The sequence below is a fragment of the Variovorax sp. PEI5 genome (assembly GCF_056679935.1).
In genome coordinates this window covers 379,932-400,286 of the sequence record NZ_JBWXPH010000003.1, presented here as the reverse complement: position 1 = coordinate 400,286, position 20,355 = coordinate 379,932, and the positions used below count along the sequence as shown (strand labels likewise).

Genomic DNA, 20,355 nt, shown 5'->3' with positions numbered 1-20,355 from the left:
CATCGCGCCATGGATTTCCACACCCAGCTGCGCATGTTCCTGTGGGCCGCCGATGCCGAGAATTTCTCGGCGGTCGCGCGCGACAACGACCTGGCGCCCTCCACCGTCAGCAAGGCCGTCGCCGCCCTCGAACACAAGCTCGGCGTCAAGCTGTTCCATCGGGGGCCGCATGCGCATCGGCTGACCGCCGAGGGCATCGCCTACCGGCCGTGTGCCCAGGCCGTGGTCGATGCCGTGGCGGCCGCGGAATCGATCGGCCAGTCGCTGCCGCAGCGGGTGGCCGGCGTCCTGCGCATCCATGCCCTCCCCACGTTCGCCAGGCACCAGTTGCTGCCCTGGCTGCCCGACTTCCTGGCGCAATATCCCGAACTCAAGGTGGAGGTGTCGGTCGGGGCGCAGTATGTCGACCTGTTCGAACAGGGGGTCGACATCGCCATCCACAGCGGCGTGCTGCCCGACTCCTCCCATGTGGCGCATCGCATCGGAGCATCGGACTGGCTGGTGTGCGCCGCGCCGGACTATCTCGCGGCGCACGGCGTGCCGCGCGCCCCCGAGGACCTGCTGCGACACGTCTGCTTCAATTTCAGCTTCGCCAGTCCCTGGAACAGCTGGGCGTTCCGGCGCGACGGCGGCGTGGTGGTGGTGCCCGTCGAATGCCGGGCCTCGTTCACGCAGGGCGACATGCTGCGCGATCTCGCCCTGGCGGGTGCCGGCATCGTGCGCCTGGCCGCCTTCCACATCGGCGAGGACATCGCGGCGGGCCGGCTGGTCCCGCTCCTGCGGGAGCACCACCTGCCCATGCCCGAGCCTGTCCATCTGGTGCATGCGCATCGCGAGCAGCACAGTCCGAGGGTGCGGGCCTTCAGGGAATTCCTGAGTCGCCGGATCGATGCACGCAGCTGGTCGACGACCTGCGCGACGGACCCCCGCGTCGCTGGAGGGCTCAGAGCGTCTTGCTCACCGTGACGATGGCGCGCGCCTTGTTGATGTCGCCGAAGTAGCTCTTCTTGGTGGCGCCCTGGACGCCGCCATACAGCGCCAGGCCGTTGCCGAAGTCGCAGGACACGCCCACGGCGTAGTCCACATAGCTGGGCACGCCGATGTCGCGGATGTCGCTCGCGAAGCGCGTGTAGTTGATGGCGCCCTTGAGCGTCAGCGAAGGGGCGATCTCCTGGGCCACGATCAGGCTCAGGTAGCCCGTGCCCGTGCCCTTGAGGCCGGAGTCGTTGCGATAGCCGGCATAGCCGAAGTAGTCCTTGGAGACGGTGGCCGCGTACTTCAGCGTCACCGGGCCATAGGTGCCCGCGCCATACAGCTCGGTCGTGTTGCCGGTGCTGTTGCCGGGGTAGACATAGGTCAGCGCGCCCACGTCCCAGGCGATGCCGCCGGCGGCGAACTTGTAGCCGCCGTAGAAGTCGCTCTCGATGCTGTTGCCCGGCAGCCAGTTGACGCTGGAGTTCCAGTTGCCCACGTACCAGCCCGTCTCACCGAAGGCATGGTCCAGACCGCCCTGGATCGCCGGCTTGAACGCGCGGTTCTTGCTGGTGTCCTGATCCTGGCCACGGAACTTGTAGTTGCTCGTCAGCGCGACGTTGCCCGTGAATTGGGCGGCGGCGAGCATCGGGGCGCAGAGGAGGGCGGCGATCAGCGAGGCTCGGAGAGGGATGTCGTTCATGGCAGGGGTCATGGGGACGCGGTGGCTGGTCTGGGGGGAGGGGGAGAAGGGAGGTCGGTCGGTCGGACGGTCGAGGCGGATCGCTTCAACCGCCATGGGCGATGTTCCGGTGCCGCAGATACCGGCGCCAGTCGGTCAGATGACCGATCTCGCCATCGGGCACGCATTCGAGGACACGATGCAGGACGCTGGCATAGCTCGACGACGGAAGGCGGACCCACAGGCGCACGCGCGGCGCGTCGTTGCCATAGGCACCGCCCGGATGCAGCAAGGGTTCGCAGCGCAGCACACCGGTTCCCTCGCACGACGACAAGGCGCGACGGACGCGGAAGGAGTCGACCGACGGGATCGTGAGATCGAGCACCAGGAACGCATCGCTGCGGGTGGTCTCGGCGGTGATGGAATGGTCTCGATAGGCGGCGTAGGCCATGGATTTCTTGCCTGGAAAAAGGAGAAATCCATTGTCTCGATGCCCGTGAAAAGACGGTGCAAAGATCCAGGGGCGTGGCGACAAATGAGCGTAAAGGAAAGGCCCGGACCGCCGGGTCGTCCATCGGTCAGTCCATCGATCCCTTCGTCGATGGGCCCATCGACGCGAACTTTAGAAGTAATAAAAGTTAATTCGATAATTAATAAATTAATTATCAGTAATTATTTGTATATGAGCGCTTAATGGGTGCGCGTTGCAGCATACGGCACATTTTATATAGCGATTTATAACTACTAAATTGATTCGCTTCTGCAGCCAGTTCGGTCGATTTTGACCGCTATGAAATCCATTGGCCCATGCAAAAGCATTTTGCGATCCCGGCGGGTGCATTGCCATTCCTGCTGCTGCTGTGGAGTCCCCCCGTCCTGGCGCAGCAAGTGCCCAGTGCGGGTACCCAGCTCCAGCAGATCCCGCCCGCACCCGCGCTCCAGCCCTCGTCGCCGGCGATCCGTCTCGAACCCGCCAGGACGCCGGAGGCCGCCGCGACGGAGGGCGCGAAGATCACCGTGCGCGAATTGCGCATCACCGGCGCGCAACTGTTCACGTCCGACGAGCTGGTCGCCGGGCTGGGCTTCGAACGCGGCGGCGACCTGTCGCTGGATGGACTGCGCGCGCTGGCCGCGCGCATCACCGAACGCTATCGCGCCGCGGGGTACATCGTGGCCCGGGCCTACCTGCCGCCGCAGGAGATCGTCGATGGCAGCGTGACGATCGCCGTGATCGAAGGCCGCTACGGCCGCATCGTCACCCGCAACCGGAGCCGGCTCTCCGACGGCCTGCTCGCGGACCTCCTCGCGGGCATCGAACCGGGCGATGCGGTGGCCATCGGCACGCTGGAGAACCGGCTGCTGCTGCTGTCCGACCTCCCCGGCGTGGCCGTGGCTTCCACCCTGGCGCCCGGAGCCGCGCCGGGCAGCTCCGACCTGACGGTCGATGTCTCCGAGGGCCGGCGCGTGACCGGCAGCATCGATGCCGACAACGCCGGCAACCGCTACACCGGGAGCTACCGCGTCGGCGCGACGGTGAACCTGAACAACCCGGCCGGCCTGGGCGACGTGGCCTCGCTGCGCGTGCTCAGTTCGGGCTCCGGACTCAGCTTCGTCCGGCCCTCCTACCAGATCCAGGTCGGCCGGGCCACCCTGGGCGCGGCCTACAGCTGGCTGCATTACGAACTGGGCCGGGAGTTCGCCCCGCTGGGCGCCAGCGGCACCGCCCGCGTCGCCAGCCTCTATGGCAGCTATCCGCTGATCCGCGCGCGCCATGCCAACCTGTATGCGGGCCTGGCGCTGGATGCCAAGCGCTATACCGACCGCAGCCGCCTCGACCTCGACATGCCGGTGGCCGACAAGTCGGCCCGCGTCATGACCGCCAGCCTGCGCGGCGATCAGCGCGACACCCTGGGCGCCGGCGGCGCGAGCAGCTACGCGCTGGCCTGGGGCACCGGCAGCGTCGAGCCGCGAACCCCGGAACTGGCCCTTCGCCAGGCGCCTTCGCAGAGCAGCGGGCATTTCGACAAGATCACCTTCAGCATCGCGCGGCTCCAGGGCGTGACCGACAGCCTGTCGCTCTTCGCCGGCGTCAATGGCCAGTTCGCCTCCAGGAACCTGGACGTGTCGGAGAAGATGGCGCTGGGAGGCCTGTATGGCGTGCGGGCCTACCCGGAAGGCGAGGCCTATGCCGATCGTGGCCATGTGCTGACCCTGGAGGCACGCCTGAGGCTGCCCGCGTTCCCGGCCGGGCAGCGTGGCCAGTGGCAGCTGATCGGCTTCTTCGACACCGCCGGCGCCACCCTGCAGAAGAATCCATGGCTGGCCGGCGACAACCATCGCACCCTCAGCGGCGCGGGCGTCGGCGTCTCCTGGTCGCAGGCCAACGACTACCTGGTGCGCGCGTTCTATGCCCGCAAGGTCGGCAGCGAGCCGGCCCTCTCGGCACCCGACCGCTCGGGGCGGTTCTGGGTGCAGGCGGTGAAGTTCCTGTGAGCCCGCGCATCCCGAACCTCGGGCCGGATCCATTCCGACCTTCCAGACCGCCTTCGAAAGTTTCCATGGACCGCACCGCCCCGAGCCCGTCGAACCGCCGCGCCCCCATTGCCGCGATCCCCGCCGATCGGGGCGTCTTCGGCCTGCGCGTGCTGGCGCTCTCGATGGCCCTCGCCTGCGGCGGCCTGGTCCGCGCCGAGCCCACGGGGGGCGTGGTGGCCGCCGGCGCGGCCGCCATCGGCGGCACGGCCGCCCACACGGTCGTCACCCAGACGACGCCGCAGGCGGTGATCAACTGGCAGAGCTTCGGCATCCGGGCCGGCGAGTCCGTGCGCTTCGTCCAGCCCGGTCCGGGTGCCATCGTGCTCAACCGCGTCGTCGGCGCCGAGCCCTCGCGCATCTTCGGCAGCCTGTCGTCCAACGGCAACGTGTTCCTGGTCAATCCCCACGGCGTCCTCTTCGGACCGGGGGCCTCGGTCAACGTCGGCGGCCTGGTGGCCTCCGCGCTCTCGATCAGCGACGCGGATTTCCTGGCGCGCGACTTCGCGTTCACGCCGGGTGCCGGCGGCGGCGTCGTCAACCAGGGCAGCATCACCGCCGGCCCGGGCGGATATGTCGCGCTGCTGGGCGCCACCGTGAGCAACCAGGGCGTGATCACGGCCCGGCTCGGCACGGTGGCCCTGGCCGGCGGGGAAGCCATGACGCTGGACATGGCGGGCGACCGCCTGCTGGGCGTGACCATCGACCGGGGGGCGCTCAACGCCCTGGTGGACAACGGCGGCGCGATCCGCGCGGATGGCGGCACGGTGCTCATGACGACGCAGGCCGCCGGCAGCCTGCTGGCCAACGCGGTCAACAACACCGGTGTCGTGCAGGCGCAGACGATCGAGAACGTCAGCGGCGTCATCAAGCTGCTGGGCGGCATGCACGAGGGCACCGTGAACGTGGCCGGCATCCTCGATGCCAGCGCGCCCGCCGGTGGCAGGGGCGGCTTCGTCGAGACCTCGGCGGCGACCGTGAGGATCGCCGACGGCGTGAGGATCGACACCTCGGCCGCGCGCGGTGCCGCGGGGGAGTGGCTGATCGATCCGCAGGACTTCACGGTCGGGGGCAACGCCACCGACAACATCTCGGGCGCGACGCTGTCGGCGCTGCTGGTCACCAACAGCGTCACCATCAGCACGCTGGCCACGGGCCCGGACGCCACCATCGCCGGCACCCCGCCCGTCACGGGCCTGAATTCAGCCACTCCGGGCAATGGCGACATCTTCATCAACCAGGCGGTGAGCTGGTCGGCCGGCTCGTCACCGACGACCCTGACCCTGAACGCCGCGCGGGACGTGAACATCGATGCGCCCATCGTGGCGACGAATGGCAACCTGACGGCCTGCTGCGGCCGCGACGTCAACGTGCGCGCGCCGCTCACGACGACCAACGGCAGCATCCTGCTGAGCGCCGGGCGCGACGTCAACATGGACGCCGCCATCACCACCACCGATGGCAACATCGCCATGTGCGCGGCGCAGAACGTCAACATCGCCGCCAAGCTCACGTTGACGCGCGGCAGCACCCTGCCCGGACAGAGCCTGGACCTGCCGCCGGGCCTGCTGCTGCTGGGCGGCTACGGGGCCGGCGATCCCGCGGCCGTCGCCGGCACGGTGGTCTTCGCGCCACTGGCGCCGGCCATGACGGTCGTCGGTCCCGATGCGCGGGTGGAGGTGCTCTACAACCCGACCTCCTACCTGGCGCCGACGGATTATTCGGGCCGTCTCATCCTCAGCGGCGGCGCCGCCCTGACGCAGCGGATGCTGGTGTTCGCGCAGGGCGCCGACAAGACCTTCGATGGCACGACGGCCGCGACCCTCTCGTCGCTGCGAGGCAACCCCAATGGCGTCACCCTGGTCGCCGGGCCGGGCAGCACGGCGAGCTTCGACAGCGCCGATGTGGGCACCGGCAAGGTGGTGACCTTCTCCGGCTATGGCCTGGGCGGCAGCGATGCCGCGAGCTATGCCCTGGCCACGTCGTGCTGCGCACCCACGGCGTACTCGACGCGGGCGACGATCGCGCCCGCGCCCGCGCCCGCACCCGCGCCCGCACCCGCACCCGCACCCGCACCCGCACCCGCGCCGACTCCAGCGCCTGCGCCGCCCCCGACGTCGACACCGGCACTGGCACCGGCACCGGCACCGACACCGACACCGACACCCGCACCGGTTCCCGTTCCAGCCCCCGCGCCGACGCCGACGCCGACACCAGCGCCGGCGCCCGCGCCCGTCACCTCACCGGGGCCCGTGACGCCCGGCGCGACGCCCGTCGTCGGTGGCGTGCCGGTGGTGGTTTCCCCCGTCGCGGGACCGACGCCCGTGATCGTGCCGACCCTGGTGGTGCTCGACCCGGCGCCCCTGGATTCCACGCTCCTGGCCGGCCGGCCCGTGCCGCTCCAGGGAACACGGTGGTTCAACGAGGTTCCCGGCGGTCCGATCGCGCTGTCCAGGGCTGGCTTCCCGGTCGCGCTCGACATCGTCGAGCCGGCGATCCCCGACGTCCGGCGCTTCGAGCCCATCGACCCGCCCCGCTCGACGCCGGCGGCGCGTCCGGCCGCCCGCGCGGCCCAGCCCCGGCCCTATGTCGCGCCGGCCTATCCGCGCAAGCAGGATCGGCATTGAGCCACCCGCGCAGGGCCTGGCCGGCCCCCGGAGGACCGCGCCGGCGATCGGTGTCCGCCGTTGCGCTCTGCGCGCTGCTCGTCGCCGGGCTGCCGGTCACGGGCGCGCACGCGGCGGCGCCCGAAGCGGCTGCCGTCGTCGCGGATGTCGCGTCCGGCGCCGTGCGACGGATGGTCGGATGGATCGTCGCATCGGGCGACAACGACGGCTCGCCCTTCGCCATCGTCGACAAGACCGCCGCCGAGGTGCGGGTGTTCGATGCCCGAGGCCGGCCCCTGGGCGGCGCGCCGGCGTTGCTGGGCAGTGCCAGTGGCGACGATTCGACGCCGGACATCGGCACCCGTCGGCTGTCGTCGATCCGTCCCGAGGAACGCACCACGCCGGCCGGGCGCTTCACGGTGTCGATCGGGGAGAACCTCCAGGGTCGGGAGATCCTGTGGATCGATTACGGCATGGCGCTCTCGCTGCACCCCGTCATCGCCGGCCAGCCCCGCGAGCAGCGGGCCCGGCGACTGGCCAGCGCCCGGCCGCGGGATCGGCGCATCTCGTATGGCTGCGTCAACGTGCCCGTCGACTTCTACGAGCGGATCGTCAGCCCGACGTTCACGGGCACCAGTGGCGTGGTCTACATCCTGCCCGAGACCCGCTCGCTCGCCCAGGTCTTCCCGATGCTGGCGCCGGATCCCGATCGGCCTCGGGAGCGCTGACGCCAGCGTGGCGACGAGCGGCTCCGGGGGCGGGTCCCCGTGGGCCGGGCATCCTGGCCGATGTCGCGCGGGACGGGGATCGCCGCGGCCTCGTCGAGGTCACGCGACGGGACCGACGCGCCTAGGAAAGCTCGGGCGTCTCGGGCGCGGCCTCCGCGGACTGCGAGCGGCGATAGGAATGGAACGCATACCCTCTGGCATCGATCTGCGCGATGACGTCCGCCGTATCGAGCTCCGCATGCGGCGTGTCGGAGAGGATCTCGAAGCCCGCCCTGATCAGCGTCATGGAGCCGAAGTCGGGGTCGACGCCCAGCGGAAGCTTGTAGTCCCTGGAACCCGCGGGAACCGTCAAGCGTTTGCCGAAGTGCTTGTTGCTGCTGTAGGTGTCGACGAGCATGGTTCCATCCAGTTGAGAGTGCAGAGAATCGGGGCGCCGATGCCGATCCCTCGATCGATCGGCGATGGCGCGGATCACTCCTTGTATCGCAGATCGTCCTGGCGGTGCCGTCACCGGCCAGGCCGTGGGCAGTCGCTTCGCCCCGGTGCATTAGAGCTCAAACGAGCAGCAGGCCGAGGGCCCGGATGTCCGGTGCCGGGCGCTTTCGTCCCACGGATGGCGTACGCCACGGCCGAGGGCGGGCGATCGCGCGGGGTGCGTGCTCATGGCGCGAAACGCTGTCCCAGGGCCATCAGCTCGGGCGTGCCGATGACCTCGTTGAGACCGTCGAAATCCAGCATCCCGTCCTGCATCGGCGCGGTCGTGCCATGGGCACGCAGGCTCGCGAAGTAGCGCTGCAGTTGCGCCGCCACGAAGCGCGCGGTGCCGCCGGGAAAGATGACGATGCGGAAGCCCCGGGCGCCCAGTGCCTCGGCGCTCTGCACCGGACTCTTGCCGCCCTCGACCATGTTCGCCAGCATCGGCAGATGCGGTGCGAAGCGCGCGCAGGCCGCGTCCATGTCGGTCTCGCTGCGCAGGGCCTCGATGAACAGCGCGTCGACGCCGCACTGGCGATAGGCCTCGGCGCGCTCGAAGGCCGCTTCGAGGCCCTCGATCGCCACCGCGTCGGTGCGCGCCAGGATCAGCGTGCGGTCGGAGCGCCGCGCATCCACCGCCGCCTTCAGCTTGCCGCACATCTCGCCGACCGAGACCAGCGTCTTGCCGTCCAGGTGGCCGCAACGCTTCGGGAAGCCCTGGTCCTCGAGCTGGATCATGGCCGCGCCCGCGGCCTCGAAGGAGCGCACCGTGCGCTGCACGTTGAGCGCGTTGCCATAGCCGGTGTCGCCATCCACGATCACCGGGATCGACACGCGGTCGGTGATGCGCGCCAGCACGTCGGCGGTCTCGCTGGCGGTGGTCAGGCCGACATCGGAGCGTCCGAGCTGCGAATAGGCGACGGCGCCGCCCGAGAGGTAGAGGGCCTCGAAGCCGGCCTGTTCGGCCAGCAGGGCGGTCAGGGCATCGTAGACGCCGGGCGCGAGCAGGGGGCGCGGCTGCATCAGGCGCTCGCGCAACGGGAGGCGGGGCGCGCTCATTCGGGTTTCGCCCCGACCGCCGTCACGACCTTGCCCCAGCGCACGATCTCCGTGGCGACGAACTTCTGGAACTCGGCGGGCGAGCTGCCCACCGGCACCAGTCCCTCGTCGGCCAGGCGCCTGGCCATCTCGGGCGAGGCGAGCGCCGCGCGGGCGGCGCCGGCGAGCCGGTCGACCATCTCCCGGGGCATCCGGGCCGGGCCGAACAGGCCATACCAGGAGCTGTACTCGTAGCCCGGCAGCACCTCGGAGATCGCCGGCACGTCCGGGTAGGCGGGCAGGCGCTTCGGACTGGTGACGGCCAGCGCCTTGAGGCGTCCGCCCTTGACCAGCGACTGCACCGTGGCCACGCCCGCGAACACCAGGTCGATCTGCCCGGCCACCACGTCCTGGATCGCCGGCCCGGTGCCCTTGTAGGGCACGCCGACGATGTCGATGCCGGCATCGCGCTTGAGCATCTCGCCGGCGAGATGGTTGGCCGAGCCGATGCCGGCCACCGCCACGTTGAGCTTGCCGGGCTGGGCCTTGGCCAGGGCGATCAGTTCGGCGACGTTGTTGGCCTTGAACGACGGGCGGGCCACCAGGATCGCCGGCGAGCTCGCGATCTGGCTGATGGGCGTGAAGTCCTTGACCGGGTCGAAGGGCAGGTTGTCGTAGAGCGAGGCGTTGATCGCGTGGCTGGTGTAGCTCAGCAGCAGCGTCTGCCCGTCGGGCTCGGCCTTGGCCGTGGCCAGCGCGGCGATGTTGCCGGCCGCGCCGGGGCGGTTGTCGACGATGAACGGGCGGTCCAGGCGCCGGCCCAGTTCGAGGGCGATGGCCCGCGCGACGATGTCGGTGCCGCCGCCGGGCGTGGCGCCGACGAGCAGCCTGGTGGCCTGCGGCTGCGCCAGGACGTCGCCGAGCGACAGCAGGCCGGTCGGCAGCATGGCCAGGGCGCTGGCCCGTGCGATCAGCTGGCGCCGGTTCATGATGCGGCGACCGTCTGCCAGGCCTTCAGCGGCATGCCCATGGCGGCCGCCTGGCGGCGCTCGTAGTCGACGAACTCCGGCGTGATGGCGCTGCCGCGCACGCCGCCGCGCACCGCGCCGGCACGCACGTCGCCGTAGTAGTCCTCCCACTCGGGCGGCAGCGGCTGGGACGACGGGATCGACATCCAGAGCCGGAACAGGTGGCGCTTGCGATCCGCGTCCTCGAAGTCCTCGAAGGGCGTGCGCGAATGCAGGGTGACGTAGTTGTTGAGGAACTGCATGTCGCCGCGTTCGAGCGACATCGTGTAGCACAAGCGCGGGTCGGGCAGCAGCTCGTCGAGCAGGTCGAGCGCCTCGACCTGCGCCGGCGTCAGGCGCGGCGCCTCCGGGAAATCGCGCTGCGCCGCGACCGTGTTCTTGCGGTTGGTGCGCATCGCGAAGTGCGTCGGGTCGCTGCCCAGGATCGGGCAGTTGTAGAACGGCGGCTGGCTCGGGTCCTGCGTGCCCTGGTAGCTGTGGTGGATCGGCTGCTTCAGCACGTCGACCAGATCCGGCCGCACGCGCCGCACCTCGTCGACCACCGCCATCGAGCTCACGACCTTGCTGGTGCCACCCGTCTTGGCGGTGCGGCGGCACAGCAGGCCGACGACGTCGCAGGAGTCCTGGTGGAAGTCGAGCCCGGCGTTGGTGTTGTAGCCGCGCCCGCCCTTGACCTTGTAGCTGCCGCCCTCGTCGCGGACGTCGTTCATGATCTGGCTGGCGCGGTTCTGGGTCCGCGCGACGCCCATGTACAGGCTCATGCCCCAGACGGCGAGCCGCGATTCGTCCTCGCTCCAGCGCTCGACCGGAAAGCCCTTGAGCAGGCACATGCCCCAGCGGCCCTGCGTGGTCGCCATGGCCTGCGCCAGCGCGCCCGATGCGGCCTCGTTGAGCGGGAAGTCGGCCTGCGTCATCGACAGGAAGGGCTGGTCGACGCGCCGGGCATGCGCCAGCGCGGCATCGAAGCCGGCCACGGCCTCGGCGCTCAGGTGCTGGACCCAGGAGTCGTCCTGCTGGACGTCGGCGGCGAGCCAGGCGCGCGGGCCGGCACTGAGGTGTTCGGGGATGTCTCTGTTCATGGGCGCAGTCTAGGCAGCCCGACGCAAGGAAAATAGCGATGTTCCTTGGTGTCTCAAGTCAGGAAATTTGATGAAGCTCGACGCCTTCCTCACGCTCGACGCCGTGCTGCGCGGCGGCACGCTCGCCGCCGCGGCGGCCGAGATGGATCTCACCCCGAGCGCGGTGAGCATGAAGATGAAGCAGCTGGAGGTCTACATGGGCCAGCCGCTGTTCGACCGCTCGGGCGCGCAGGTGCGCCCGACGCGCCTGGCCCACGATGTCGCGACCGCCATGCGCGATGCGCTGCAGCGCATCGAGTCGCTGCGCAAGCGCCCGGGCGTGAGCATCGAGGGCGTGGTGCGGCTGGGCATGATCGAGTCGATGCAGCCGGTGCTGATGCCCGGCGTGCTCGGATTGCTGCGCGAGCGCTATCCGGCGCTGGAGGTGCGGCCCACGCGCGGCCGCAGCACGGGACTGGTGGCCGCCGTCAAGGCGGGCGAACTCGATGCCGCGCTGGTCGCGCAGCCCGAGCGCGGCGCGTCGAGCCGGCTGCGCTGGCAGTCGATGCTGCGGCGCGAACTGGTGCTGATCGCGCCGCCGGGCGTGAACGAGAGCGGCATCGCCGCGCTGTTCCGCCAGCACGACTGGATCCGCTACGACCGCGACACGGTCACCGGCGTCCTGGCGGCGCGCTATGTCGCCACCCACTTCAAGGACAAGCGCAGCAAGTTCGAGTTCGACACGGTCGCGGCCATCGTCGCGATGGTCAGCGCCGGCCTGGGCATCTCCCTGGTGCAGCTGGCCGACCCGAGGCTGTGCCAGATCCATCCGGTGCGCATCATCCGGCTCGGCCGCGGCGCGCCGGTGCTGCAGCTGTCGCTGGTCACCCGCAAGGCCGACGACGACGACCGCGCGCTGGGGGTGCTGCGCGATGCGATGACCTCGGTCTGCATCGATGCCCAGCGCCAGCGCACGGCGAGCGGGGTGTGAGGATGCCCGGCCTCCCGCCGGCGCCGCCTCAGTCCAGGCCGTAGGCCCGGCGCGCCAGTGCCATGGCGAGGATGGCCGAGGGATCGACCAGGTCCCAGCCGGCCGCCTCGGCGGCGAAGGGCAGGGCCAGCGGGATCTCGGTGCATGCCATGACCAGCGGCAGGGCGCCGTGCCGCTCGCGCAGCTCCCGGCCCACCGTCGCGAAGCGCACTTGCGCGAGCGTCGTGTCGCCCGCCTTGACGCCGTCGTAGATGCCCTGCATCAGCAGGTCCTTCTGCGCCTCGTCGGGCTGCACGCAGTCGATGCCGGCGTCGGCGAAGGCGCGGGCATAGAGCCCGATGCGATAGGTCCCTCGCGTGGCCAGCAGCATGGCGCGCCCGTGGCCCCGGGCGCGCAGCGTGGCGGCGGTCTCGTGCGCGATGTGCAGCAGCCGCAGGCCCGGCACCGCGTGCCGCAGCGCGTCGTGCCACGCATGGGCCGTGTTGCAGGAGACGGCGGCCACGCGCACGCCGATGCGCGCGAGCTGGTCCAGGCCCTGGCGCATGCCGTCGAGCGGCTGCGCGGCCTGGTCGTCCTGCAGTGCCGTCGTGCGGTCGACGATCGGCAACTGCCCCAGCCAGTGCGCCGGAAAGGCCTGGTCCCTCACCGGGCGCCGCGCGTCGCGCAGGCACTGCTCGCAGGCCTGGACGAACAGCCGCGCGAAATCCACGCCGGCGGCCGGACCCATGCCACCCAGGATGCCGACCATCGCGGGATGCTCGAACGACGCGCCGGACCCGTCGGGGCCGCCGTCGGGCCGGATGTCGCGAAGGAGTGCGCCCATGGCGGTCAGCGCAGCATGCTGGACATGGCGGACAGGCAGTTGAGCATGCGCACCGCCGCCTCGATGCCATCGGCCTCGAAGCGCAGGGCATCGCCCGAGACGCGCCGCAGGGTGGGCCACTGGCAGAACAGGTCGGCCAGCGCGGTGGTCTGCGTCTGCAGTTCGACCTCGATCGGACCCTCGATCACGAATGGCGCCACGCCGCCGCACAGCGCCATGGCCTCGTGCGCGCCCTGGCGGATGGCGGCGCAGGAGCGCGCGGGCGACAGGCTGGTGCCGCTGTGGGCGCCGGCGGCGCGCTTGGTCCGCACCCAGCGCGCCTGCGGAAAGAGCTCGCGCGTCTCGGCGATGAAGACGTCGTCGCCCGAGGCCATCAGCACCGGGGCGTGATAGGCGCCGGCCAGCGCGCCATAGAGGCCGGCCTCGCCGAGCTCGCGGCCAGCGAGTGCGATGCGCGCGAAGGCGAAGCTGTTGATGGTGTGCGCGAGGATGCCCCGTCCCTGCGCGCGCGAGTGGTAGCCGACGAAGAACACGCCGTCGACGTCCAGCTCCACGCCGGACACCATGCCCAGGTAGCGCGGCTTGCCCTGGATGACCTGGGCCCGCTCGTCGAGCAGGTCGGGCGGCATGTTGCGGAAGCCGCCATGCGAGTCGTTGACGAACACCTCGTCGGCGCCGCCGTCGAAGGCGCCGGCGATGGCGGCGTTGGCCTCGGCCGCCATCAGGCGCCGGGCGCGTTCGTATTCCGGATTGCCGGGGCGCACCTGCTCGGGGTGGTAGACGCCGGCCACGCCTTCGATGTCCACGGAGATGAGGATTTTGGTCATGGTGTCGTTGCGAGGAGTGAGCGCAGGGCGGCGCGGTGGTGACCGGCGCGGCCGGTGACCGGCGTGGCGTGCCACAGGGCATGGACGATGGCCTGCTCGACGCTGTCGGCGGCGGCCTGGAACAGCGGGTCGAGCAGGCTCTCGTGGACCAGCGCAGGCGAGGGTGGTGTCGCCTCGGGCAGGTGGGGATGGGTGTAGGCGGTGCTGAAGGCCAGGGCGATGTCGCCGCTGCCGTGGCCATAGACCGATCCGGTGCGCGCCAGGCCGGCCGCGGCGCGCAGCGCGAGGCGGCGCAGCTGGCGCGCGTCGAGCGGCGCGTCGGTCGCCAGCACCATGATGATGGAGCCCTTCTCGGCCTCGATCGCCTGGCGCCGGGCCTGGTCGTCGATGCGGGTGGCGATGTCGGCGCCCACCGGGCGTCCGGCCCACACCAGGTGGGGCAGCAATCCATAGTTGGCCAGCACCAGCGCGCCGACGGTGTGGGTCGCGCCGCCGCGCACCGGGGCGCGGCGCGAGGCGCTGCCGATGCCGCCCTTGAGCTGGAAGCTCGACATGCCGCGCCCGGCGCCGACCGATCCCTGCGCGAAGGTGGTCGAGGCGCAGGCCAGTGCGTCGAGGTAATGGGTCTCGCCGACCGCCATGCGCTGGATGTCGTTGAGGAAGCCGTCGTTGCACTCCAGCACCAGCGGATTGACGGTCGGCAGGTGGCGGCCGGTCCCGGGGTTGTCCGCCACGCAGGCCCGGATCTGGGCCTGCGCCACGGCGCCGACGCCGAAGGTGTTGGTCAATGCGATCGGCGTCTCGATCTGCCCCAGCTCCTCGAGCTGCAGGAGGCCGATGCTCTTGCCGAAGCCGTTGATGACCGCCAGGCCGGCGGGCACCTTGTCGCGATAGGCGTCGCCCGCGTGCGGCCGGATCACGGTGACGCCGGTCTGCACGTCGCCGTCGTCGAGCGTGGCGTGGCCGACCCGGACGCCCGGCACGTCGGTGATGGCGTCGAGCGCGCCGCCGGCCAGGCCGCCGATGCGCGGCGGCCGGGCCGCGCCGGTCGAGGGCGCCGGCGTCATGACTGGCGGTCGATCTTGGGGTCGAGCGCGTCGCGCAGGCCGTCGCCCAGCAGATTGAAGGCCAGCACCGTGAAGAAGATCGCCAGGCTGGGGAACAGCGCGACGTGGGGCGCGTTGACCATGTCGGCACGGGCCTCGTTGAGCATCGCGCCCCACTCGGGCGTCGGCGGCTGGGCGCCCATGCCGAGGAAGGACAGGCTCGCCGCCGTGATGATCGAGGTGCCCACGCGCATCGTGAAGTACACGACGATCGACGAGATGGTGCCCGGCAGGATGTGGCGCGCGATGATGGTCCAGTCCGAGGCGCCGATGCTGCGCGCCGACTCGATGTAGGTCATCTGCTTGAGCACCAGCGTGTTGCCGCGCACCAGGCGCGCGAAGGCCGGCACGCTGAACACCGCCACCGCGACGACCACGTTGGTCATGCTGCTGCCCAGGATGGCCACCACGCCCAGCGCCAGCAGGATGCCGGGGAAGGCGAACAGCACGTCCGAGATGCGCATCACGATGCGGTCCCACCAGCCTTCGTAGTAGCCCGCCAGCAGGCCCAGCACGGTGCCGATCGCGCCGCCGGCGAGCACCGACAGGAAGCCCGCGGCCAGCGAGATGCGCGCGCCCATGAGGATGCGGCTGAAGATGTCGCGACCCAGCGGATCGACGCCGAACCAGTGCAGCGCCGAGGGGCCCTCGTTGAGGCGGTCGTAGTCGAAGTAGTTCTCGGCGTCGAAGGGCGCGAGGTAGGGCGCCAGGGCGGCGACCGCCACCAGCAGCAGCACGAACGCCAGCGCCGCGACGGCCACGTGCTGCTTCTTGAACTTGCGCCAGAACTCGCGCCAGGGTGTGCGGATCGCGCCGGCGGAAGCGGCGACCGCCGTGGCGGCGACGGACGCGGCCGCGGTCCGCGTCGCGTCGGGAGGGGTGGGGATGGAAGGCGTGGTCATGCCGTGGAACCTCGAGGTCGGGCTGCGCTCACTTGTAGCGGATGGTGGGATTGATGTAGCCGTAGAGCATGTCGACCACCAGGTTGATCAGGATGAACTCGAGCGAGAACAGCAGGACCAGCGACTGGATCACCGGGTAGTCGCGCATGGTCACGGCATCCACCAGCAGGCGGCCGAGGCCGGGCCAGTTGAAGACCGTCTCCACCACGATCGAGCCGCCCAGCAGGAAGCCGAACTGCAGGCCCATCATGGTGATGACCGGGATCAGGGCGTTGCGCAGGCAGTGCTTGAGGATGACCACGCGTTCGTCGAGGCCCTTGGCGCGCGCGGTCCGCACGAAGTCCTCCTGCACCACCTCCACGAACGAGGCCCGGGTGAAGCGCGCCATCACGGCGGCCACCGCCGCGCCCAGCGTGAGCGACGGCAGGATGTAGTGCTGCCAGGTCGCGGCGCCCACCGTGGGCAGCCAGCCCAGCTGCACGGAGAACACCTGCATCAGCATCATGCCGAGCGCGAAGGCCGGGAAGGAGATGCCCGAGACCGCCAGCGTCATGCCCAGGCGGTCGGGCCACTTGTTGCGATAGACGGCCGACAGGATGCCGATGCCCATGCCGAAGAGCACCGACCACGCCATGCTGGAGAGCGTCAGCAGCAGCGTCGGCATGAAGCGCTCGCCGATCTCGGTGGCCACCGGGCGGCGGCTGCGCATGGAGGTGCCCAGGTCGCCCTGCACGATGCGGGAGAAGAAATGCACGAACTGCTCGGGCAGCGGCCGGTCCAGGCCCAGCTCCTGGCGCACCGTCTGCACGGTGGCTTCGTCGGCGTCCGGGCCGGCGGCCAGGCGCGCGGGGTCGCCGGGCAGCAGGTGGACGAACAGGAACACCAGCACCGCCACGATCAGCAGCGTGGGCAGCAGTCCCAGCAGTCGTTTGACAAAGTAGTTCAGCATGGATGCGCCGCTGCAGTGCGCAGCGATGTGAGGAAACCGGGAAGGAACGGAAGGCGGCCCGCACCGATGGATGGGGGCCGCGGGCTTACTTCAGCGCGATCTCGTCGCTGTTGATGTTGCCGTCGGGCATCACGTAGACGCCCGACAGGCGCTTGGAGTGCGCATAGAGCACGTCCTCGGTCACCAGCGGGATGCGCGGCAGATCCTTGGCGAGCTGCTCCTGCGCGGTCTTGTAGAAGGCGGCGCGCTCGGCGCCATTGGTCGTGACCAGCGCCTTGGCGACGGCCTCGTCGAACACCGGGTTGCTGTAGAAGGCGTAGTTGGCCAGCTTCGGCGCCCACGACTCGGTTGAGAACAGGGGGCGCAAGGCCCAGTCGGCCTCGCCGGTGGAGGACGACCAGCCCACGTAGTGCATGCGCAGCTTGGAGGTCTTGGGATCCGGCCAGGAGTCGACCAGCTCGACCCGCTTGCCGGGCTCCAGCGCTTCCACCGTGACCTTGATGCCCACCTTCTGCAGCTGCTGCTGCAGGAACTGGATCACCTTCTGGCTGGTGGTGTTGGTGTAGTGGCTCCACAGCACGGATTCGAAGCCGTTGGGATAGCCCGCTTCCTTCAGCAGCTCGCGCGCCTTCTGCACGTTGTAGGGGATGGGCTGCATCTTGACCGCGTATTCCACGCCCTGCGGCACGAAGCCCTGGGCCGGGAACGCATGGCCGTTGAAGGCCACCTTGGCCAATGCCTCCTTGTTGATGGCATAGCCGATGGCCTCGCGCACCTTGACGTTGTCGAAGGGCTTCTGCAGGTTGTTGAAGGTCAGGAAGCGCTGGATGATCGACGGCGCGGACACCACCTCCAACTTGTCGCTGTTCTTGAGCGTGGCGATCTGCTCGTAGGGCAGCGTGAAGGCGAAGTCGGCCTCGCCGGTCTGCAGCATGGCGGCGCGGGTGTTGTTCTCGGTCACCGGCTTCCAGGTGACCTGGTCGACCTTGGGATAGCCCTTCTTCCAGTAGCCGGCGAATTTCCGGCCCACGATCGATTCGGTCTGCTTCCATTCGACGAACTCGAACGGACCCGTGCCCACCGGATGGAAGGCGATGTCCTTGCTGCCCCACTTGGCCAGTCCGGCGGGCGAGATCATGGCGGCGGAGGCATGGGCCAGGGCGTTGATGAAGGGGCCGAAGGGCTCCTTCAGCGTGACGCGCAGGGTCTGCGGATTCACGGCCTCGACCTTGGACACGCGGTTGAACTGGTTGGCGCGCAGCAGGCGGTTGGCGGGGTCCATCACGCGGTCGAGGTTGGCCTTGGCGGCGGCGGCGTTGAAGTCGGTGCCGTCGTGGAACTTGACGCCGGTGCGCAGCTTGAAGGTGTAGACCAGGCCGTCCTTGGACACCTCGTAGCCCTCGGCCAGCACGTTCTTGAGCTTCATGTCCTTGTCGAACGAGAACAGGCCTTCGTAGAAGCTCTTGGTCACGGCCGTGGTGATGGTCGTGTTGGTGTTGTAGGGGTCGAGCGTCTCGGGTTGCTGGTAGATGGCCAGGACGGCATTGCCGGCGGCCAGCGCGGAGCCGGAGGCAGCCAGGACCGCCAGGGCCAGCAGGCTGCCTGCGATGCGACGGGAGGTGGTGGTTTTCTTCATGGGGAACTCCGATGGGAAGAGGACGGATGCGATGGGGGAAGGAGGAAGGGAGGAGAGGACGAGCCGGACGCCCCGGGGGCGCGCGGCGCGTCAGTACAGGTTGGCGATCGAATGGCGCGCCACGAAGTGGCCGGGCGAGACCTGCACCAGCGGCCGCACGTCCGGCTCGTCGCCGATGGCGCGGATCGGGCTCGGGATGTCGCCCTCGAGCAGGGCGCGCTTGAGGTGGCGGCGCGCCGGGTCGGCGATCGGCACCGCGTTCATGAGCTTGCGGGTGTAGGCGTGCTGCGGGTTCTCGAAGATCGCGCGGCGCGGGCCGATCTCCACGATCTGGCCGAGGAACATCACCGCCACGCGATGGCTGATGCGCTCGACCACCGCCATGTCGTGCGAGATGAACAGGAAGGCCACGCCCAGCTCGCGCTGCAGGTCGAGCATCAGGTTGACGATCTGCGCCTGGATCGAGACATCCAGCGCCGACACCGACTCGTCGGCCACCACCACCTTGGGGTTGAGCGCCAGGGCGCGCGCGATGGCGATGCGCTGGCGCTGGCCGCCGGAGAACTCGTGCGGATAGCGTTGCGCGTGGTCCGGCGGCAGGCCGACCTTCCGCAGCAGCCAGTCGACCCGGTCCTGCGCCGCCTGGCCGCTGGCGACCTTGTGCACCAGCAGGGGCTCCATGATGGAGAAGCCCACCGTCAGGCGCGGGTCGAGCGAGGCGAACGGGTCCTGGAAGATGAACTGGATGTCGCGGCGCAGCGCCTGCACCTGCGAGGTCGGCAGCTCCAGGATGTTGCGGCCGCCGAATTCGATGGCGCCTTCCTGGCTGTCCACCAGCCGCAGCAGCGAGCGCCCGGTGGTGGACTTGCCGCAGCCCGATTCGCCCACGATCGCCAGCGTCTCGCCAGGATGGAGGTCGAAGCTGACCTTCTCCACCGCATGCACCCGGCGGGTGACGCGGTTGAACAGGCCCGAGCGCAGGTCGAAGCGGGTCACCAGGTCCTTCACGCGCAGGATCGGCGGCTCGCCCGCCGGGCGGGTGTCGGCCGGCGCGGCGGCGCGATCGCCATCGGCCGCACCTTCCGGCGGGACCACGACGCCGTCGCGCAGCAGCTCGAAGGGGCGCGGCAGGTCGGTGCCCCGCATCGCGCCGAGCTTGGGCACGGCCGACAGCAGCGCCCGGGTGTAGGGATGCCGGGGCTGGCCGAAGACCTGCTCGGAGGGGCCTTCCTCGACCTTGTCGCCGCGATACATCACCAGCACCCGGTCGGCCACCTCGGCGACCACGCCCATGTCGTGGGTGATGAAGATCACGCCCATGTGCATCTCGTCCTGCAGCTGGCGGATGAGCTGCAGGATCTGCGCCTGGATCGTCACGTCGAGCGCGGTGGTGGGTTCGTCGGCGATCAGCAGCTGGGGCTTGCACGACAGCGCCATGGCGATCATCACCCGCTGGCGCATGCCGCCGGAGAGCTGGTGCGGATAGCGGTCGAGCACGTTGCGCGCCTCGGGGATGCGCACCAGCTCCAGCATGCGCAGGGCCTCGGCGCGCGCCGCGGCGCGGTCCATGCCCTGGTGGTGGCGGATCGATTCGGCGATCTGGTCGCCGGCGGTGAACACCGGGTTGAGCGACGTCATCGGCTCCTGGAAGATCATCGCCATGTCGGCGCCGCGCACCGGCCGCATGACCGAGTTGCGGGCCCGCGCCAGGTCCAGCACCTCGCCATCGCGCCGGCGCAGCGCGATCCGGCCGTCGAGGATGCGGCCGCCGCCGTGCTCCACCAGCCGCATCAGCGTCAGCGAGGTGACCGACTTGCCGGAGCCCGACTCGCCCACGATGGCCAGCGTCTCGCCGCGGTCGACGTGGAAGGACAGGTTGCGCACGGCATCCACCGTGCGTTCCGAATTGGCGAAACGAACGGTCAGGTCTTCGACCGCCAGCACGCGCTGCGGTGGCAGGTCGTGGAGGAACGAATTCGTCGGAAGGGTCATGGCGGAAGCGG

At 70.1% G+C, this 20,355-nt stretch carries 18 protein-coding genes; 5 read left to right on the top strand and 13 right to left on the bottom strand.

The genetic code is table 11. The annotated features are described in order from the left end of the window. Nucleotides 1-9: 9 nt before the first annotated feature. Nucleotides 10-966 (top strand): LysR family transcriptional regulator, encoded by a 957-nt coding sequence (locus tag AC1MLT_RS21300; protein WP_481036303.1) that lies wholly within the window; start codon nucleotides 10-12, stop codon nucleotides 964-966. Here the strand turns inward: AC1MLT_RS21300 and AC1MLT_RS21295 are convergent. After that, nucleotides 944-1,675 carry a TorF family putative porin gene (locus AC1MLT_RS21295; RefSeq protein WP_481036302.1) on the bottom strand — a complete coding sequence of 244 codons (732 nt, stop codon included), beginning with the start codon at nucleotides 1,673-1,675 and terminating at the stop codon, nucleotides 944-946. The genes AC1MLT_RS21300 and AC1MLT_RS21295 overlap by 23 nt on opposite strands. Before the next feature lie 85 nt (nucleotides 1,676-1,760). Beyond that, complete coding sequence (locus tag AC1MLT_RS21290; protein ID WP_481036301.1) at nucleotides 1,761-2,105, bottom strand: hypothetical protein; 345 nt, start codon at nucleotides 2,103-2,105, stop codon at nucleotides 1,761-1,763. 356 nt (nucleotides 2,106-2,461) lie between these two features. Here AC1MLT_RS21290 and AC1MLT_RS21285 point away from each other — a divergent pair, with 356 nt between their 5' ends. The 3 genes from AC1MLT_RS21285 (at nucleotide 2,462) to AC1MLT_RS21275 (ending at nucleotide 7,520) form a co-directional block, all read left to right on the top strand. Beyond that, entirely contained in the window at nucleotides 2,462-4,147 is a 1,686-nt protein-coding gene (locus AC1MLT_RS21285; RefSeq protein WP_481036300.1) for a ShlB/FhaC/HecB family hemolysin secretion/activation protein, read from the top strand. Between the two features lie 65 nt (nucleotides 4,148-4,212). Then, nucleotides 4,213-6,813, top strand: coding sequence for a two-partner secretion domain-containing protein (locus AC1MLT_RS21280; protein ID WP_481036299.1), 2,601 nt, complete (start codon nucleotides 4,213-4,215; stop codon nucleotides 6,811-6,813). A gap of 50 nt (nucleotides 6,814-6,863) precedes the next feature. Next, complete coding sequence (locus AC1MLT_RS21275; protein ID WP_481036298.1) at nucleotides 6,864-7,520, top strand: hypothetical protein; 657 nt, start codon at nucleotides 6,864-6,866, stop codon at nucleotides 7,518-7,520. 121 nt (nucleotides 7,521-7,641) lie between these two features. On the opposite strand, the gene AC1MLT_RS21270 is transcribed toward AC1MLT_RS21275, so the two are convergent. From AC1MLT_RS21270 to AC1MLT_RS21255, 4 genes are all read right to left on the bottom strand, one after another. Beyond that, nucleotides 7,642-7,917: a hypothetical protein gene (locus AC1MLT_RS21270; protein ID WP_481036297.1), complete on the bottom strand. Its 276-nt coding sequence runs from the start codon at nucleotides 7,915-7,917 to the stop codon at nucleotides 7,642-7,644. A 263-nt stretch (nucleotides 7,918-8,180) separates the two neighbouring features. After that, nucleotides 8,181-9,053 carry an isocitrate lyase/PEP mutase family protein gene (locus AC1MLT_RS21265; RefSeq protein WP_481036295.1) on the bottom strand — a complete coding sequence of 291 codons (873 nt, stop codon included), beginning with the start codon at nucleotides 9,051-9,053 and terminating at the stop codon, nucleotides 8,181-8,183. Continuing rightward, nucleotides 9,050-10,021, bottom strand: coding sequence for a tripartite tricarboxylate transporter substrate binding protein (locus AC1MLT_RS21260; RefSeq protein WP_481036294.1), 972 nt, complete (start codon nucleotides 10,019-10,021; stop codon nucleotides 9,050-9,052). Before AC1MLT_RS21260 ends, AC1MLT_RS21265 begins: the two co-directional genes overlap by 4 nt. Further along, nucleotides 10,018-11,139 carry a TauD/TfdA family dioxygenase gene (locus AC1MLT_RS21255; protein ID WP_481036292.1) on the bottom strand — a complete coding sequence of 374 codons (1,122 nt, stop codon included), beginning with the start codon at nucleotides 11,137-11,139 and terminating at the stop codon, nucleotides 10,018-10,020. Before AC1MLT_RS21255 ends, AC1MLT_RS21260 begins: the two co-directional genes overlap by 4 nt. A 70-nt stretch (nucleotides 11,140-11,209) precedes the next feature. On the opposite strand from AC1MLT_RS21255, the gene AC1MLT_RS21250 reads away from it, so the two are divergent. Further along, entirely contained in the window at nucleotides 11,210-12,109 is a 900-nt protein-coding gene (locus tag AC1MLT_RS21250; protein WP_481036290.1) for a LysR family transcriptional regulator, read from the top strand. Between the two features lie 28 nt (nucleotides 12,110-12,137). Here the strand turns inward: AC1MLT_RS21250 and AC1MLT_RS21245 are convergent, their stop codons facing one another. The 7 genes from AC1MLT_RS21245 to AC1MLT_RS21215 all read right to left on the bottom strand — a co-directional run bounded on the left by AC1MLT_RS21245 (nucleotide 12,138) and on the right by AC1MLT_RS21215 (nucleotide 20,344). After that, nucleotides 12,138-12,857 (bottom strand): aspartate/glutamate racemase family protein, encoded by a 720-nt coding sequence (locus AC1MLT_RS21245; protein WP_481036435.1) that lies wholly within the window; start codon nucleotides 12,855-12,857, stop codon nucleotides 12,138-12,140. Nucleotides 12,858-12,937: 80 nt separating this feature from the next. Next, nucleotides 12,938-13,759 carry a M55 family metallopeptidase gene (locus AC1MLT_RS21240; RefSeq protein WP_481036289.1) on the bottom strand — a complete coding sequence of 274 codons (822 nt, stop codon included), beginning with the start codon at nucleotides 13,757-13,759 and terminating at the stop codon, nucleotides 12,938-12,940. Beyond that, on the bottom strand, nucleotides 13,756-14,826 hold the full coding sequence (locus AC1MLT_RS21235; protein WP_481036288.1) for a P1 family peptidase: 1,071 nt from the start codon (nucleotides 14,824-14,826) through the stop codon (nucleotides 13,756-13,758). The genes AC1MLT_RS21240 and AC1MLT_RS21235 overlap by 4 nt, the downstream gene beginning before the upstream one ends. Next, nucleotides 14,823-15,767, bottom strand: coding sequence for a glutathione ABC transporter permease GsiD (gene gsiD / locus AC1MLT_RS21230; protein ID WP_481036287.1), 945 nt, complete (start codon nucleotides 15,765-15,767; stop codon nucleotides 14,823-14,825). The genes AC1MLT_RS21235 and gsiD overlap by 4 nt, the downstream gene beginning before the upstream one ends. A 28-nt stretch (nucleotides 15,768-15,795) precedes the next feature. Then, the gene (gene gsiC / locus AC1MLT_RS21225) at nucleotides 15,796-16,716 is read right to left on the bottom strand and encodes a glutathione ABC transporter permease GsiC (protein ID WP_481036285.1); all 921 of its coding nucleotides are present in this window, start codon (nucleotides 16,714-16,716) and stop codon (nucleotides 15,796-15,798) included. 85 nt (nucleotides 16,717-16,801) lie between these two features. After that, on the bottom strand, nucleotides 16,802-18,352 hold the full coding sequence (gsiB, locus tag AC1MLT_RS21220; RefSeq protein ID WP_481036284.1) for a glutathione ABC transporter substrate-binding protein GsiB: 1,551 nt from the start codon (nucleotides 18,350-18,352) through the stop codon (nucleotides 16,802-16,804). Between the two features lie 90 nt (nucleotides 18,353-18,442). Further along, nucleotides 18,443-20,344 (bottom strand): dipeptide ABC transporter ATP-binding protein, encoded by a 1,902-nt coding sequence (locus AC1MLT_RS21215; protein ID WP_481036283.1) that lies wholly within the window; start codon nucleotides 20,342-20,344, stop codon nucleotides 18,443-18,445. Nucleotides 20,345-20,355 lie beyond the last annotated feature (11 nt).

Coding starts and splice junctions, on each gene's coding strand:
- AC1MLT_RS21300 (WP_481036303.1), top strand. CDS start 10: ATGGATTTCCACACCCAGCTGCGCATGTTCCTGTGGGCCGCCGATGCC.
- AC1MLT_RS21295 (WP_481036302.1), bottom strand. CDS start 1,675: ATGAACGACATCCCTCTCCGAGCCTCGCTGATCGCCGCCCTCCTCTGC.
- AC1MLT_RS21290 (WP_481036301.1), bottom strand. CDS start 2,105: ATGGCCTACGCCGCCTATCGAGACCATTCCATCACCGCCGAGACCACC.
- AC1MLT_RS21285 (WP_481036300.1), top strand. CDS start 2,462: ATGCAAAAGCATTTTGCGATCCCGGCGGGTGCATTGCCATTCCTGCTG.
- AC1MLT_RS21280 (WP_481036299.1), top strand. CDS start 4,213: ATGGACCGCACCGCCCCGAGCCCGTCGAACCGCCGCGCCCCCATTGCC.
- AC1MLT_RS21270 (WP_481036297.1), bottom strand. CDS start 7,917: ATGCTCGTCGACACCTACAGCAGCAACAAGCACTTCGGCAAACGCTTG.
- AC1MLT_RS21265 (WP_481036295.1), bottom strand. CDS start 9,053: ATGAGCGCGCCCCGCCTCCCGTTGCGCGAGCGCCTGATGCAGCCGCGC.
- AC1MLT_RS21260 (WP_481036294.1), bottom strand. CDS start 10,021: ATGAACCGGCGCCAGCTGATCGCACGGGCCAGCGCCCTGGCCATGCTG.
- AC1MLT_RS21255 (WP_481036292.1), bottom strand. CDS start 11,139: ATGAACAGAGACATCCCCGAACACCTCAGTGCCGGCCCGCGCGCCTGG.
- AC1MLT_RS21250 (WP_481036290.1), top strand. CDS start 11,210: ATGAAGCTCGACGCCTTCCTCACGCTCGACGCCGTGCTGCGCGGCGGC.
- AC1MLT_RS21245 (WP_481036435.1), bottom strand. CDS start 12,857: ATGGTCGGCATCCTGGGTGGCATGGGTCCGGCCGCCGGCGTGGATTTC.
- AC1MLT_RS21240 (WP_481036289.1), bottom strand. CDS start 13,759: ATGACCAAAATCCTCATCTCCGTGGACATCGAAGGCGTGGCCGGCGTC.
- AC1MLT_RS21235 (WP_481036288.1), bottom strand. CDS start 14,826: ATGACGCCGGCGCCCTCGACCGGCGCGGCCCGGCCGCCGCGCATCGGC.
- gsiD (WP_481036287.1), bottom strand. CDS start 15,767: ATGACCACGCCTTCCATCCCCACCCCTCCCGACGCGACGCGGACCGCG.
- gsiC (WP_481036285.1), bottom strand. CDS start 16,716: ATGCTGAACTACTTTGTCAAACGACTGCTGGGACTGCTGCCCACGCTG.
- gsiB (WP_481036284.1), bottom strand. CDS start 18,352: ATGAAGAAAACCACCACCTCCCGTCGCATCGCAGGCAGCCTGCTGGCC.
- AC1MLT_RS21215 (WP_481036283.1), bottom strand. CDS start 20,344: ATGACCCTTCCGACGAATTCGTTCCTCCACGACCTGCCACCGCAGCGC.